At 59.2% G+C, this 16049-nt stretch carries 11 protein-coding genes and 3 pseudogenes; 11 read left to right on the top strand and 3 right to left on the bottom strand.

Annotated elements, in window-relative coordinates; genetic code table 11:
• Positions 1-13: 13 nt before the first annotated feature.
• The 7 genes and pseudogenes from EYW47_RS31160 to EYW47_RS42165 form a co-directional block, all read left to right on the top strand.
• Positions 14-2182: a GNVR domain-containing protein gene (locus EYW47_RS31160; RefSeq protein WP_240763993.1), complete on the top strand. Its 2169-nt coding sequence runs from the start codon at positions 14-16 to the stop codon at positions 2180-2182.
• Between the two features lie 349 nt (positions 2183-2531).
• Positions 2532-3635 carry a glycosyltransferase family 4 protein gene (locus EYW47_RS31155; RefSeq protein WP_133198657.1) on the top strand — a complete coding sequence of 368 codons (1104 nt, stop codon included), beginning with the start codon at positions 2532-2534 and terminating at the stop codon, positions 3633-3635.
• Positions 3623-4837, top strand: a complete 1215-nt coding sequence (locus EYW47_RS31150; RefSeq protein WP_133198727.1) for a glycosyltransferase family 4 protein — start codon at positions 3623-3625, stop codon at positions 4835-4837. Before EYW47_RS31155 ends, EYW47_RS31150 begins: the two co-directional genes overlap by 13 nt.
• 66 nt (positions 4838-4903) lie before the next feature.
• A complete protein-coding gene (locus EYW47_RS31145) occupies positions 4904-6445 on the top strand; it encodes a hypothetical protein (RefSeq protein WP_205710186.1) in 1542 nt (513 codons plus the stop codon).
• On the top strand, positions 6357-7265 hold the full coding sequence (locus tag EYW47_RS31140; RefSeq protein ID WP_133198656.1) for a glycosyltransferase family 2 protein: 909 nt from the start codon (positions 6357-6359) through the stop codon (positions 7263-7265). Before EYW47_RS31145 ends, EYW47_RS31140 begins: the two co-directional genes overlap by 89 nt.
• Positions 7262-8368, top strand: a complete 1107-nt coding sequence (locus EYW47_RS31135) for a glycosyltransferase family 4 protein (protein WP_133198655.1) — start codon at positions 7262-7264, stop codon at positions 8366-8368. The genes EYW47_RS31140 and EYW47_RS31135 overlap by 4 nt, the downstream gene beginning before the upstream one ends.
• 579 nt (positions 8369-8947) lie before the next feature.
• Positions 8948-9178: pseudogene (locus EYW47_RS42165) on the top strand (DUF6429 family protein); the annotation flags it as partial.
• Between the two features lie 9 nt (positions 9179-9187).
• On the opposite strand, the pseudogene EYW47_RS31125 reads toward EYW47_RS42165, so the two are convergent.
• Positions 9188-9328: pseudogene (locus EYW47_RS31125) on the bottom strand (IS5/IS1182 family transposase); the annotation flags it as partial.
• Positions 9329-9419: 91 nt separating this feature from the next.
• On the opposite strand from EYW47_RS31125, the gene EYW47_RS31120 reads away from it, so the two are divergent.
• Positions 9420-10292, top strand: a complete 873-nt coding sequence (locus EYW47_RS31120) for a TIGR04325 family methyltransferase (RefSeq protein ID WP_133198654.1) — start codon at positions 9420-9422, stop codon at positions 10290-10292.
• Between the two features lie 516 nt (positions 10293-10808).
• Here EYW47_RS31120 and EYW47_RS31115 read toward each other — a convergent pair.
• Entirely contained in the window at positions 10809-12353 is a 1545-nt protein-coding gene (locus EYW47_RS31115; RefSeq protein WP_133198653.1) for an oligosaccharide flippase family protein, read from the bottom strand.
• Between the two features lie 773 nt (positions 12354-13126).
• Between EYW47_RS31115 and EYW47_RS42160 the strand changes: the two are divergent.
• The 3 genes and pseudogenes from EYW47_RS42160 to EYW47_RS31100 all read left to right on the top strand — a co-directional run.
• Positions 13127-13501: pseudogene (locus EYW47_RS42160) on the top strand (acyltransferase family protein); the annotation flags it as partial.
• Between the two features lie 46 nt (positions 13502-13547).
• The gene (locus EYW47_RS42155) at positions 13548-14201 is read left to right on the top strand and encodes an acyltransferase family protein (RefSeq protein WP_338117853.1); all 654 of its coding nucleotides are present in this window, start codon (positions 13548-13550) and stop codon (positions 14199-14201) included.
• 135 nt (positions 14202-14336) lie between these two features.
• Positions 14337-15416: an SGNH/GDSL hydrolase family protein gene (locus EYW47_RS31100; RefSeq protein ID WP_240763990.1), complete on the top strand. Its 1080-nt coding sequence runs from the start codon at positions 14337-14339 to the stop codon at positions 15414-15416.
• Positions 15417-15599: 183 nt separating this feature from the next.
• Here EYW47_RS31100 and EYW47_RS31095 read toward each other — a convergent pair.
• On the bottom strand, positions 15600-16049 hold a 450-nt coding region (locus EYW47_RS31095; RefSeq protein WP_276322970.1), incomplete at its 5' end, for an IS4 family transposase.

The raw sequence follows: 16049 nt of genomic DNA, 5'->3' as shown, positions 1-16049 counted from the left end.
TGAGGGCGGGCATATGAGCAATCTGCTCGACGTGCTATACGCGGGCCGCAAGACGATCCTGATCGTCACGGCGATTTTCACGCTGATCGGCTGCACGTATGCGCTACTGGCGCCTGCTGTCTACGAATCGGACATGCTCATTCAGGTGGAGGAGGGGCAGAACCCCGCAAAAACGGCTCTCGCCGATCTTTCGGCACAGTTTGCGGTCAAGACCGAAGCCACGGCAGAGATGGAGGTGCTGCGCTCGCGGCTGGTCGTATCGTCTGCCGTGAATGCGACGAAGCTTTATATCCACGCGGCGCCACACTATTTTCCGGTGGTGGGCCGCTGGGCCGCGCGCCATCTGAACCTGGCCGGCTGGTCCGGCTGGGGCGGCTACGCGTGGACCGACGAAGCCATCGACGTGACGCAATTCGACGTGCCGGAGCGCATGTACGGCAGGCCATTCATCCTGACCTACCGGGGCGACGGCGCCTACACGCTCACCGCCGGCAGCCTGATGCTCGAAGGGCGTGTGGGCGAAGCGCTGCACCAGCCGGCTGTGGGCGGTGCAATCGATCTGTTGGTGAACCGCATCGACGGGCAGCCAGGCACGACATTTGATCTGATGCGCCTATCCGAATTGAGTGCAATCCAGGCTCTGCAGACCGCGCTGCTGATTTCTGAAAAAGGAAAGGAGTCCGATGTTATTGGTGTTGCTATGGAGGGTGACGACCCCATTCTGAACAGTACCATTCTCAATGCGATTGGCGACGAATACATACGGCAGAATGCGCAGCGTACGCAGGAGGAAGCGCAGAAGTCTATTGCCTTTCTCGACCAGCAACTGCCGCTGCTCAAGGCCCAGCTTGAAAAGGCCGAGAACGAGTACAACACGTTCCGCTCGCAGCATGCCGCGGTGAATCTGGGCGCCGAAGCTACGGCGCTGTTGCAGAGTTCGGCGCTCGCCCAGCAGCGCATCGCCGATTTGCGCCAACAGCGCGCGCTGCTAATGGCCCGCTTCACCCCGGACAATCCCGCCCTGGTCGCTGTCGACGGGCAACTGGCCGAAGCGCAGAAGTCGCTGGGCGAGCTTGTGGGGCAGACGCGCGCGCTGCCGCCGATCGAGCAAGGCCTAGTGCGCCTGCAGCGGGAAGTGACGGTCGATACGAACATCTACACGAATCTGCTGAACAATCGCGAGCAGATGCGTCTGCTCAAGGCCGGCCGCGTGTCGAACGTGCGCATGATCGACGCCGCAGTGCCCGGGGAACGCCCGGTTCGGCCCAAGCGCGCCGTCCTGGTGATCGCGGCGTTCTTTAGCGGTTTGTTTGTCGGTGTCGGCATCGTGCTGTTGCGTCAGAGGTTCAACCGCGGCGTTTCCATGGTGGACGAAATTGAAGTGGGGACGGGGCTGGCCGTTTTCGCGGCCGTACCGCGCAGCCGCATTCAACAGTCGATTGCGCGGCGCCTGCCGCGCGCTGAGCCAGGTGCGAACACGGTGCTCGCGCATACGGCCGTGTTCGACGCGGCAGTCGAAAGTCTGCGCAGCTTCCGCAGCGCGCTCGAATATTCGCTGCAGAATGCGGCCAATCATGTCGTGCTGTTGGCGGGGCCCACGCCGATGGTGGGCAAGTCGTTCGTTTCCGTCAATCTGGCGTCCGTGTTTGGCGCATCGGGCAAGCGGGTGCTACTGGTCGACGCCGATCTGCGGCGCGGCTCACTGAACCGTTACCTGGGCGTGCCGAGCGCCCCTGGCGTCACGGACATTGTCGAGCGCCGGCAGGACTTCGGCGAGACGGTGCATCGCGAAGTCATGCCGGGCGTCGACTTCGTCGCGACGGGTGGCTATGTGACCAATGCCAGCGAGCTGCTGCGCGAAGACAGTTTCAATGAGTTCGTGATCTGGGCCAATGATGCGTATGACCTCGTGCTGATCGACGCGCCGCCTATTTTGCCGGTCGCGGATGCGGGGATCGTCGGCAAGCTCGCAGGCACGGTGTTCGTGGTCGCGCGCCAGGGTGCCACGAGCGTGGCTGAACTGCGAGAGTCCGTGCGCCGCTTCGAACAGGTTGGCGTGCCGATTCGCGGCGTGATCTTCAACGACATGACATCGCGTCCGGGCCGCTATGGCAACGAGTACGGCGCATACGGCTATACGAGTTACGGCTTCGCGAAGGACGTGGGGTCGACGGACCAGTAAGTGCGCTGGCCCCTTCTGCAGTGGCGTCACGCCGTGCAGATAACCCCCCTCGCAAGGTCATGGTTTCCTGCACGAATGATTTCGTGCGCCGTGTCGTGGGACGTCATGACCGTGAGGAAACCTTAGCGAGTGCTTTCAGGCCTTGAAGAGAAAGTGCAGACCATGACCAACGCGGCGCTGTTCGCAAACTGACCCGGGATGAGCGGCGGCGAACATTGTTAGCGATGCGGGCCGTTCACACTCTGGACCATATGACTTGCATGACGTGACCCGTCTAATCCGGCTTTGTGTCGCGGTGACTTTGCGTACGGAAGACGACCGGGCCCGAGCGATGCCCTGGAAGCCGTCGATGAAACCCGTACATCCTCCCAATCTGTTGATCAATGGCCGCTTCCTCGGACGCCGCGCGACCGGGGTCGATCGTTTCGCATTCGAGACTCTTCGGGCACTCGATCAGTTGCTCGATTCGCGCGAAACGATCGTTGCCGAAGTGCGGGCTGAAATCGTCGTGCCCGAGGCACTGGCTGGCATGGCGAATCCGTTTCGGCATATCGGGCTTCGGGCAAGCGGTAAAGGTGGCGGTCTGCGCTGGGAGCAGTTCGCGTTGCCGCAGGCAGCGCGCGGGCGGCTATTGCTCAATCTTTGCAATTCCGGGCCGCTGCTGTGCCGACGCCAGGTGACGGTGCTGCACGATGCGGCGCCTGCGCGTGTTCCCGAAAGCTACAGCAGGTCCTTTGTTGCCTGGTACCGCCTGATGGCGCCGCGCATCGGCCGCGTATCGCAGCGTGTGATCACCGTGTCGGAATTTTCGCGGCGCGAGCTATGCGACGCTTATCGGATTCCAGCGGGAAAGATCGGCGTGGTGTCGGAGAGCGGCGAGCATATGTTGCGTGTGCAACAGGATGAAGACAAAGTGGCGCACACGCTGAACGGGCGTCCATTCGTGCTTGCTGTGGGAAGCCTCAACCGGCACAAGAACTTTCAACTCGTCGCCGAGGCTGCGCGCCTCATCCGCAACGCACAATTCGACATCGTGGTAGTGGGTGGAGGCGATTCGCGGGTTTATGGCACGGGTCAGGACGCGTTGCCGGGGTTCGTGAAGTACCTCGGTTATGTAAGCGATGGCGCGTTGGCCGCGCTTTACCGGCGCGCAGCGTGCTTCGTCTACCCGTCGCGTTACGAGGGCTTCGGGCTGCCGCCTGTCGAGGCACTAGCTCTCGGCTGTCCCGTCGTCGCTTCGCGGTTGCCGGCCGTGCAGGAGGCGTGCGGGGATGCCGTTCTGTACACCTCCCCGGACAATCCTGCTGAACTCGCGCAACTGCTCGAACGGATTACGGGCGACGCCGCGTTGCGTGCGTGTTTGCGCGAGCGCGGTCGCGCGCGGACCGAGGAGCTGACCTGGCGCGCCTCCGTCGTCAAGTTGATCGAGGAGATTTCGCCGTGGCTAATGTAACTCTCGCTCCCGCATTTGCTAACGACACGCGCCGTTTCGGCCGGGTGGCCCTGGTGCATGACTGGCTCGTCACCTATGCGGGGTCGGAGAAGGTCGTTGAGCAGATTCTTCAATTGTTTCCGCAGGCCGATCTCTACAGTGTCGTCGACTTCTTTCCGGAGTCGCAGCGGGGTGCATTGGGCGGAAAACATGCGACCACCTCGTTCATCCAGCATCTTCCGCGAGCGCGCAGATCGTTTCGCCACTACCTTCCGCTCATGCCGCTGGCGATCGAGCAGTTCGACCTCTCAGCTTACGATCTCGTGATTTCGTCGAGCCATGCCGTGGCAAAGGGCGTGCTAACCGGTCCAGATCAGATACATGTGAGTTACGTGCATTCACCTATTCGCTACGCGTGGGATCTGCAGCATCAATATCTGGCCGAAGCCGGCCTGCAGCACGGAGTGAAGAACTGGATCGTGCGTTCCTTGCTTCACTACATGCGCATCTGGGACCAGCGTACCGCGTGTGGCGTCGACGCGTTCGTCGCCAATTCGGCCTTCGTGGGGCGGCGCATCCGAAAGGTCTACGGCAGCGAAGCCGTCGTGGTCTATCCACCGGTCGACGTCGAACGGTTCCAAATGCGCACGCAACATGAGGACTTCTATCTTACTGCCTCGCGCATGGTGCCTTACAAGCGCGTTCCGCTCATCATTGAAGCGTTTGCGTCAATGCCCTCGCGTCGTCTCGTAGTGATCGGCGACGGCCCCGATCTGGCGCGCGCCAGTGCAGCTGCGGCATGCAACGTGACGGTGCTTGGCTATCAGCCGGACGCGGTGCTGGCGGACTACATGCAGCGTGCGCGCGCGTTCGTCTTCGCAGCAGAAGAGGACTTCGGCATTTCGGTGGTCGAGGCGCAAGCGTGCGGTACCCCGGTCATTGCGTTTGGCCGTGGAGGTGTGCGGGAGATCGTCGTCGAATCGCCGGACCCGGAGCGCGGCACGGGACTCTTTTTCAGCGAGCAGAGCGTGGCGTCCATCGTCGACGCGGTGGAGCGCTTCGAGCAGCACCCGGCGTTGCGTCCGGAAGTCTGCCGCCGTAATGCCATGCGCTTTACGACAGAGCGTTTCAGGCGCGAATTTCTGAGTGTCGTCGAGCGCGCGATGGACGCCAGCGAGGCGTTCGCGAGCAAGCCGCCGACCCGGCAGTGGCGTTCTGCATGAGATGGCGCAAAGACGAGATCGTTTGCACACGCGCAGGCGTGTGGTGAACGGATGGGGGTGAGGCAAGTGGGACTGTCGATATTCGGGATCGTGGTAATCGTCAGCGGCCTGGCGGCGCTCTATGCATCGTATCGCGGCGTGATCTACGGGATCGCGGTGTATTCGTTGCTCGGATGCGCGATTGCGCTGTCGTTGGGCGGTACCGGCGTGATGCCGGCTCAACTCTTTCTAGCCTTCTTTGCACTGAGGGCCTTCAATCTGGTCGGTGGGCGAAAGCTGATCGATGCGTTCTCGCTGGACAAGCCAGGATTCTGGCTGCTCTGTACCTGCGTGTGGGGTGTCGCGGGCGCCATCGTGCTGCCGCGCCTGTTGGGCGGTTCTACGCTAGTGTTTCCTGTCGATCGCGATGCTACGGGTGCCGGCCAGGATGTCCTGCTGCGCCCGCTCGGCCCCGTTGCCGGAAATTTGTCGCAGGCCATCTATTGCATTGCAGACACCCTGATTTATTGCTGTATGTATGCGTTTCTGCAATTTCGCGGTGCGTACCGCACGCTCGCGAACGCGATTCTCCTGCTCACTGCGCTAAATGTGCTCGCAGGCATGATCGATATCGCGTCGCACACTGTTGGCGTCGATGCGCTTGCGTTCGTCAAGACAGCACAGTTTGCTTACATGCCTGGCGCCGAGATGGGCGGATTGGTACGCATCAGCGGTACGTTCAGTGAAACTTCGAGTTTTTCGGGTTTCACGCTCCCGCTCTTTGTCTTCTGTCTCAATCTCTGGCTGGTCGGCTTTCGGCCGAAACTATCTGGCGTGCTTGCTGCCGCGTCGGGAATGCTGCTCCTGCTGTCCACTTCAGGGACAGCCTATGTTGGGCTGGGCGGGTATCTGGTCGTACTGCTGTTTAGCCGGCCTCACCTCATTGCGCGTGCCGCTTGCGCGCGCAAGAACCGTATGTGGGCCTTCTCCCTCTGCATGGGCGTGCTGGGGGCGCTCTACGTTGTACTTTTTCTACCGGCGGTGGCGGACGCGCTCACGCAATTCGTCGACACCACGATATTCAACAAGGCCGGTAGCTCATCGGGCGTCGAGCGAATGGGGTGGAACGCTCAAGGTGTGACCAACTTCCTCGATACCTTTGGGATAGGTGTCGGACTCGGCAGCATTCGCGCGTCGAGTTTCCTGGTGGCGCTGCTGGCAAACCTCGGTATCGTGGGGGTGATCTGCTACGGATTTTTTATCGGCAAATCTGTCCTTTCGCCGGTGCCGGCCCATTACCCGTTCACCGAACGTGCCGTTTGCTATGCGGCGCGACATAGCGCGATTTCGGCGTTGATCGTCGCTTCGGCTGCGAGCTCGGTGTTCGATCTCGGCACGTGCTTCTACTTGCTTGCGGCCGCAGCGGGCGCACTCTCGCTGCCTGCACCAAGACGCGCGTTCAGAGCTCGAGCGATGGACTGCCATGGACTTTTGAACCACGAGGTGAATGATGGATTCGAGTCTCAACCCGCGAGAAATCATGTCCGAAAAGAAAGGTCAGCCGTCGCCCGGAAAAGCATCAAGAATTTGCCTGATCTTCGCCACGCGGGGCCGCGCCGAACTCCTTAAGCATGTGATCGCCTCCGTCGATGTGCAGACTGTAAGGCCAGATCTGATCATCGTCTCCTGCGTGTCGCACGAGGATGTCGGCGATCTTGCCGATCACCCCAGTTTGCTCGTGGTCAAGGGACCACCCGGCCTCACCGCGCAACGTAATACGGCGTTGAATCATGTGCCCGATGGCTTCGACATCGTGATTTTTCTGGACGATGATTTCCTGATGCATTGCACGTGGATTTCGGAAATCCTCAATGCGCTGGATAGCGATCCCACTATCGCTTGTGTTACTGGAACACTACTCGCGGACGGCATTCACGGGCCGGGCTATTCTTTCGAACAGGGACGGGCAATTCTCGCGCGGGCGAGCGCCATCACGGAGCAGTTGAGTGCGGTGCCTACCGCTGGTCCCTATGGGTGCAACATGGCGTTCCGGGCGAGTAGCATTGCCGGCCTGCGCTTTGACGAGCGCCTCGTGCTCTACGGTTGGCAGGAGGATCGGGATTTCGGTGGCCAGATCTGGAACAGGGGCGGTCGCGTCGTTCACATCAATACCGCACTCGGAGTGCACTTGGGAACCAAGGGGGGAAGGGTGTCCGGGCGCAAATTGGGCTATTCGCAGGTCGTCAATCCGCTCTACCTGGTGAGCAGGAAGACGATGTCTTTGCGCGATGCGCTCCATCATGTTTCGCGCAATGTCGTCAGCAATTTTGTGCGAAGTCTCGCGCCGGAGCCCTGGATCGACCGTCGTGGCCGCCTGAGCGGCAATCTGATCGGCTTTTGGGACTGTGTGCGAGGCAGACTGACGCCTGAGCGAGCGGAGAAGCTGTGAGAACTGCTGAATATAAAACAATAGCGTTCAACGGCAAGTTCTTCGGGGCAGCACCAACGGGTGTGCACAGAGTAGCCGAACAGCTCATCGCCGCGACGGATGCCTTGATTGCAGAACAAACCGGTAACGGCCTCGATTATGCGCTGGTGATCAGAAATAGCATGAAGGTCCCGCCTTACCGTAACATTCTGTGCATTCGCGAAAATCCATTGGCTCGCAGGATGCACCGCATAGCGTGGGAGCAATGCTACCTTCCGATTGCGCGCAGAAAGGACTTCATTCTCAATCTCTGCAACCTGGGACCACTGCTGCATCGCGACTCCGCGACGATGATACATGACGCTCAGGTCTATTCCGCGCCAGAGTCCTATTCCATGCCTTTTCGGCTGTGGTACAAGTTTCAGTTCTTTTTCATTGGCAGACGGCACAAAGTTATATTCACAGTTTCCGAGTTCTCAAAAAATGAACTCGTGCGATATGGCATTGCCCGCGCCGAAAAGATTATGGTCATACATAATGGATGTGACCATATCTTGCAGCTGCAGCCTGACGAGCGGCCGCTTGCGATTTTGGAACTCGAGCCGAGGCGCTATGTGCTTGCGCTCGCAAACACCCAGAGGCACAAGAACATTGCCATGCTGTTCAAGGCCTTTGCCTCGCCGGCGCTTCACGATGTTGCGCTTGTGCTGTTCGGTGGCGCGACCAAAGCCAACTTCGAAGCGCTCGGGCACATGGTGCCTCCGAACGTGCGATTCGCCGGCCGCGTTTCCGATTCGGAGCTCGTAGGGTTGCTGAGCAACGCTGGGGCGCTTGCCTTCCCTTCACTGACAGAAGGATTTGGCTTGCCGCCATTAGAGGCAATGGCGCTCGGCTGTCCAGTTGTGGCTGCTCCGCTCGGTGCGCTTCCTGAGGTTTGTGGCGACGCCGCGCTTTATGCGAACGCCTTCGACCCGCACGCGTGGACTTTAAAGATTCGAATGGTGCTCGACGATGAAGCGGTGCGTCAATCGTTGATCGCGGATGGTCGCCGGCAGGCTGCCGCTTTTACCTGGAAACAGGCAGCACGAGACCTGTTGGAGGCGGTGAAAGCGGCCAACCGGTAATGCTTGCGGCGCGAGCCACGTAAAAAAAGCGCATCCTGGGCCAGCCTCTCGGCGTTGCCCGCCGAGTGTCTCGAAGGACTGAAGTTGCTCTTGCGCTGTGGCCTCGCAGTGCCCACGGGTGAAGAGGCCTTCGAGATCGAGCGCAGCCTGCTGGAGGTGACCAGTGAGGCGTTCCCCTGCGCGGCATTTGCGAAGAAACGATGCTGCACTAAAAGTGAACGGCAGCGGCGAGATGACCTCCCGTCATTGGTGCGAGTGCGTGGCGTTATCGGACGTCACGCTGCGGGCGGATTTGTGTATAGACGATGGTCAATTTCGGGTGAACGTCCACATAGATGTGGATGTTTGTCACCGCACATGTGGCCGACGGGCGGGGTAGTAGGCTACAAGCAGTGTTCTCTAACCTATGAAGGTGCGCCATGTCTGTGAGACGTGGCAGCTTGAGGATGCGCTCCGGCATTATCTCGCCGTCTATAACGCGAATCCTCGGCCGTTCGTTTGGAGCAAGTCGGCCGATAACATTCTCGCGAGCCTTGGATGATTTTGTGCAGGAGCCTAAATGGTATCCGGATGAACGCTATGAATCTCGACTCAGTTGCGATTGGCGACACTATCCTCGCACCCCTTTATTTAACCTTGTGCGATCAGAGCCGCGCCTGGAAGAGCTTCGGTTGCGATGCACTCAATCGTCTTTGTGAGCGCGGCCTCATCGGCGATCCGATCAACAACGCGATACCCGTGATCCTCACGGACGACCGTTTGCGCGATTCCGAAACTCTCTTCAAGCAGCACGTCGTAACCGCTGACAGCCATCCCAGCCGGCGCGGTGGCGTGAAGGCGCAACGCATTTGGGCGTTCCGCGAAGCCGTAGGCGTGGCTGACCGCGGCGCCGACCATCAACCCCGAGCGGTTCTCCATCAGCACGTGCCCGTGGTAGCACAGGATCACCGGGGCGCCCTTGATTACGAACACGATCTACATAACGCCCGGCCCTCCGCACCCGTTTTACACGGTGCGCAAGTCAACATCCTGCTAGCCTAGGAGATAGGGTATGAGCACAAACGATTCTGCCGTGAGACGGCAGCACTTGCGTCGAGGACTACTGCGCATTGCGCGTGAGATCTCGGAATTCCCCATCATAAGGCTCTTAAGCGCACCGCTGTACCGACGCTATTTTCGCGAACCCTATCGTAGTGGGAACTTGTACTTTGGCGTCTACGGCACATATCAAGAAGCGCTGAATGAGGCGCACCGCATCTCTTCGGCGAGATTGCCGTCTACCTACGACGTCGAAGCGGTGACCACCAGTTATCTGGATCAGTTGCACACGCTGCCGACATGCGACTATCCAGCACTCTTTTGGATCAATCGGATCCTGAACGAAGGTGGGCGCAGGGTCTTTGATCTCGGTGGCCACCTCGGTCTCGCCTACTATGCATATCAGCATTACATCTCATTTCCGGCCGGCCTGGTTTGGTGCGTGCATGACCTGCCTCACGTGGTGGCCGCAGGCAGGCGCCTGGCTTCTGAACGCGACAAATTGGGAGCACTGCAATTTTGCGAAACGCCGCACGAAGTTGATGGCTTCGATGTTCTCATTAGTACCGGCGCGCTTCAGTATCTTGGATACAGCCTGCCTTCGCTTATTGGAGAGCTTTCACACCCGCCGCGTCACGTTTTGTTTAACATCACACCCCTGCATCCCGAAAAGGCATTCTTCACCTTGCAGAATCTGGGGTTCGCCGTATGCCCGTACCGTGTGGAATCGATCGAGCGCCTGGTCGCCGACATGCAAGCCCATGGCTATCGGGTGCGAGATCACTGGGACCTGAGGGAGCGCCGCATGCGCATACCCTTTAAGGAAGAGTACGAAGTTGATAGTTACTTCGGGTATTACTTTGAACGTGTCGTACCGGAGGTCTAGTCCGAACTGGAATTACAACTCGATACACCCGCAACGATAGCGGAAGCGGTGGGAAGTTGGACGGGACAGACGTCCGGATCAAGCGTTACCCTGACTGTTCTGTCCGATGGGACATTTACCGGCTCAAATGATGGCTGCGCTTTCAACGGCACCGTCGCCCCCCGGTCGACCGGCAAGCATGTGCTCGATGGCAAGGTGACTTTCAATACCACTGCGTGCACATTGGGCGCCGGTGCATCGATGACCTTCGATGTGTTTGTAAACGGAAATCAACGGACCTTCGCTCCACAGCCAACTTCCGGCGTCCCACCGGTCGTACTGCTGTTCTTGCGTCGAAACGCAACGCGCTTTTTCTGCTTCTCGAAAGAGAAGACTTCGTCGCGCAATACACCGATTCAGTGGGGCCTGATACGCAGGCCTTAACCGATGCATGTGTGGAGACGTTGAACGTATCCTTCCGGAAACTCGCATCGCTGCAAATTGTGGCTTCTGGTATCGCTTCCGGAAGACATGTTGCTACTGGCCGGATTCACGAGTTGCTCTGTTGGAGGCTATCTCGTTGCCGGCTTCCCGAGGATTTCTCCGTTTCCTGATGCGCTCGCGATTGCGCTGGAAGAAAGACGCGAGCACCTGAACGATTTGGGTGCTCGCGCGAGGTTCCGCGGAAATCGACCATGCGATTGCCGTGCAGGTTAGACCGATCCAGACCGTCAGTCCCACGAGCGAGAGCGAATCCAGAACGAACGAGCCTCCGTAGGCGGCAAGAATCAACAGCACTGGCACACAGAGCTGGCGAAGATGCTCGCGGCCGAAATGCGCGGCCCAAAAGAGAAGTGCACCATCGAGCGCGCAACGTGCGCTCCACGCAAGTGCCGCACCAAGTACACCGAGGGCGTGAAGCGCCCACCAGAGGCTAGCGATGAAAAGCACGGTTTCGACCAGCTGAAACCGCGCCACGACGCCTGGGCGCCCCTTTGCCTGCAGGTGGCAAGACAGAACAGACGCGAGGGAATTGATCCAGACGCCGAGTAGAATGGTCTCACCGACCGAGGCGGCCCTGTTCGCGAAGTCTTGCCCCACCCACAACGAAAGAAACGGCCGCATCAGAAAAATACCGAAGACGACTGCCGGCGTCATCACGTGCGTGAGTCCGCGTAAGGCCAGGAGGGAAAGTTGGGCGGCATCGTGACTGTCCAGGGCAGACAGACGCGGGAACAGAGTACGGGTGATGACGCTTGGCACCAGACGCGCGCGTCCGGCAAGATTGAACGGCACCTGATAGTAGGTCACGGCTTGGGCGCCAAGAACGCGGCCGATCAGCAAGCGATCGGCTGTCTCAAGCACCGGGTTTGCGAAACTCGTAATGCTAATCCAGGCGCCATAGGAAAAGAGTTGCCGGACATGCCGCCGGTCGGGCCCCGCGGCAAGCCGCAGCGGGAAAACATAGGCCATCGTGCCGAACGTGAGGATGAGCGACATCACGCTGGCGAGCAGGGTTGCGAACACGAGATAGTGCAGGCTCGGCCCGAAGGCCATCGCAACGCATATCGGAACAAGCTGGTGCAGCATTCCGACGATAAACTGTACTGAATTGCAGGTGCCGAACTGCTCGCGGCCCGTCATAGCCCCATTGCAGGCGGCAGTCAGGTTCGTGAGCGGGACGAGGGCGCAGATCCAGGACTGTGCGGGCCTCAGTTCCGCGCTCAGAATCGGGCCGATGTCAAATTGGGCGAGCATGATATGCATGAGCGCAAATAACAGGAGCGCCCCGACGAGACCGAAGCCGAGATTGAGCAGCAACCCTGTCCAGAATACGGATTCCCGCTCGGCCGGTGTCGCTCGAGAAAGCTGCGCGATGCGGTTGGACGTGGCGAAGGAAAAGCCGAAATCGAAGAATCCGAAATATCCTTGCAACATCCAGAGAATGGCGAGTATGCCGTAGCGCTCCACGCCAATGTGATGCAGATAGACCGGCGTACAGACGAGTGAAACAAAAAGGGGTAGTACACTGCCCAGCAAATTGAAAATCGCGCTTCGTTTGAGATTGGGCTTGGCGGTCATGATCTGTGGCAGTATTGGCCATCCCGGAACAGCGCACGCGGCCGTCCGGCATGTAGGTTGGATGTAATTGTGCCGGCCGGATCGTGCCTTGTTTGTGCGCCTGCGTACGCTCGTGCACCCCCGCGGCGCTTGCGCCCCCGGCCCTCAGGCCGCCAGGACTCGCGGCGCGCGATTGCTGCGAGACTGCCTTTCCCACGGAATTGTTGGACAATCCACGGAACGGTTCCCGCAAACCCTCTTATGATCGCTGACGGCTTTCAGCGCCGTGTGCTGAGGCGACCGCCGACGCTGATATTCGCATGCGACGCAAAATTGGGAGTGCGACGGAGCACGTTGCCAGAGTCCGTAAAGATATTCGTCATCAATCTCGACAGGTCTACCGATAGACTGAGCCACATGGCGGACCAACTCGACAGGCTGGGCTATGCTTGGGAAAGGTTTCCTGGAGTTTGAATGACAGAGGTCATTGAATTTGACCCCGTAGACTGCCTTTCATTCTGATGAAAGGGGGAGGGCAGGCGCAAGCGCCCAGACAATGTGACCCATACCACGTTCCCGAGCAGTTAATTCGCGTGTGCAGACCACGCACTTCTATAAACTTGCGGAAATATCACCGATAGGGTGCCGGGTGCCTCGAGTTGGACGAACGCGTACAGCTCGCCGACCTGGACCAGCGTCGCCGATATGAGTTGCGGATCTCCTTGGTCAAAAACCGCAGCCACCAGGGCCGGTTTTCCGCTTTTTCCAATCCACTGGATTTATTAGCTATCCATATGGAACGCTATACCAGACTCGATGGTCTGCAACATTTGCGTTTCGTAGCCGCTTTTGCGGCGTTGGCACACCATATCCTTGAAGAGAGTTCGGGGAGCTCGCTGGCGCACATCCCGCTCGCCGTGCAGCGTTTGGGAGCGTGCGGCGTCGACATCTTTTTCGTAATCAGCGGGCTGGTGATGTGGCACACAACGGGGGGTTTCTCCTCGCAAGCGTCGGCCAAGCGCTTCTTCGCCCGTCGCTTCACGCGCATCATGCCGTCTTATTGGGCGTGCCTTGCTATTGTCGTTGCACTGACTTCCAGCCGTCTTGCGTTTCGGCATGTGCAGCTTGGCGCAATAGGCCTGAGCGAGTCGATCTTGTTGCTTCCGCCCACTACATCGGCTGGCCTGGTCATCGGCGTTGCGTGGACGCTCGTCTGTGAATTTTTACTTTTACCTCATCTGTACGGTCGCACTTTGTCTTCCGTTGCAAAGGTACAAGGTGGTGGCGATTGTCGCTCTGCTCGCGGGCGTTCCCGTAGCGCTCAATATGGTCGGCGACACCGCGCAAGGCCAGTATTACGGAAGCCCAATTGTGATCGAGTTTCTGGGCGGTATCTTTCTTGGTTCGGTAAGCAAGCGGCTGCCTGAATCAAGCCCCGGTATCAAGTGGATTGTGTCGGTGACATGTGTCGCGCTCTTTTGGTGGGCTACGGTGTCCTCACCTACTGAAGCAACGTTTGGCCTGCCGTTCTCATTTAGATGGTGGGCCTGGGGGCTTCCGGCGACCCTCCTCGTGGCCGCGTTCGCGCGAACGGAGGATAGAGGTAGCCGCATAGGGCGTGCCCTGACCGTGCTCGGCAACGCGTCCTATGTACTCTATCTGACTCATGGATTTTTCATGATCCTGTTCGCCAAGGCCATCAAATCTGGGGAGTTTCACAAGCCGCTCGGCCTTTATGTGGCTGCCTGCTGCGTGACGGGCCTCGCGGTTGCGCTTGCGCTGGGTATTCACCTGTACCTGGAGAAGCCGGTTCTTGCCTTGTTCGAGGGCAAGAGATCGCGGATTCGCCAGCCGGAACTGACTTCGTGAGACCAGCGCGAGCGGTCGGCACTAACTGAAAAATCAACGGTTGACACAAAGTAAGTGTCGAAAGGCTGCGTTGGAAATCGTGCTATGTCCCGTTTGCATAAAGTGTTAATAGTCGCGTTTTGCGGAGCACTAACCGTGGCTGGCCTGGTTCTTATCAAACTGGCAGTGTCCGGGCTGTTGCACTGGCCGCCCCCCGCCGTTGCTGCCGGGTCGGAGGTGCCATCTGGCAGGATACGATTTGCGGTGCTCGGGGATTCCGATAGCCAGTCCTACCATGACACCTTGATGTTGGGCGATCCTGGCGATCGAGGGGGCCCTTGGCGCGCGACCACGTGGCAGTGGACCGAGGTGCTGGCCCGGCTGCGGGGCGACCAGATCGATCTCGGCGAATGGGGGGCTTGGGGAACCGGCAAGTATCGCGCCTATTTCGACGAAGCTTTCGGTTTTCTCGCCCGCACGCCTCCCAAAGATGACTACCGCTACAATTTTGCCGTGAGCGGCGCGACCTGCAACCAACTGATGGGACATCCACTGCGCGAGGCAATTCGTCTCGTCGAATTGATGGACACAGAGCCGCAAGCCTGGAGAGGCGGCATCGTGCTGATCCGGATCGGTGTCAACGATATCGGTGCGCACGACGTCCTCGACGAACTATCCCGTGATTGGACTGCGTCGCGTCCGAGGGCCTTGACCAACGCCTGTGTCGACGCAATCGGCGAGGCAGTTGCCCTGATCCGCAGGCGCCACCCGGATACCTATGTTGTGCTTGTAGGTGTGCTCAGCAATGCGGATGGGTCGAACGAATTCGACAAATGGCAATCAGGCAGGGAGATAGCCAATATCGACACCGGCATGGGTCTCTTCGACAATGGCTTGCGCAAGCTGGCCGCGGCGGATCGCCGTGTCTACTTTCTTGACGATCGCGCGTGGTTCAGGAGCCTGTGGGGCACGCGTGACGGTCAGGGTCGTCCGCTTTACAAGACGGTGCATCTGTCGCCTGGCTGGGCGATCACCAATACGTCAGGCGACGATCCGCACAACGCCATCGTTTCTGACGGTCATGCCGGCGTAGTCTGGAATACGCTTTGGACGCAGCACCTTGTCACTTCGTTGAACGCCGCATTCGGATTGCATCTCAAACCGATTACGGATGCCGAGGTCATCGCATTTCTGCGACCGAGCTTTGCTGCAAGCGTGCCATCAGGACGTCCGTAAATTAGGACTTTAGCGCGAATTAAAGTGTCTGGGCCGCTAGCAGGTACCGGATCGAGGTAAGCGAGTATCCGATACCGTTCATTCACGGGTGGCCATAGTCCGTGGCAATATCGACGCAAAATGTGGCTTTCATTTCTGCCTCCGGCGGCCGTGGCTATCGAAAGCCTGGTCTAGCACATGTCGTTATACAGAAGTGTCGGCATCACCGTCATCGCGCAATAAGCGCATGGCTTGCGCGGTGATATGAACTTTTGTGAGCCCCTTCCAGATTGTCTCCGCGCCGGGTTCGCCATCGCCCTTGCGAGCGAGGAAACCGCCGAGGCGTGTGACCGAGCGTAACACCTCGTTGAGCTTGGGTTGCACAGGCATTCGTGTTTTCGTGAGCAAGTGGGCGGCCCGAAGTTCATCGGCATCGAAGAACAGATGTGCGTCCAAATCAGGACAGGTCCGGCACGGCCGCATCAGATAGGTCACACGCCGAGCCACCACAAGAAACAGCGCCAACGCACGCTCGAGTCGTTCGATCGTGCCCAACTGCAGCTCTTCGACCTGACAGCCATTCTTCAGAACGTTGAACGGGATCTCGATTTCCCATCTCGCCCGATACCACTCGATCAATTCAATCGCTTCATT

It is taken from the genome of Paraburkholderia silviterrae, assembly GCF_004353915.1.
Lineage (GTDB): Bacteria > Pseudomonadota > Gammaproteobacteria > Burkholderiales > Burkholderiaceae > Paraburkholderia > Paraburkholderia silviterrae.
The sequence above is the reverse complement of the archived record's forward strand: the minus strand, read 5'-3'. Positions and strand labels throughout refer to the sequence as shown.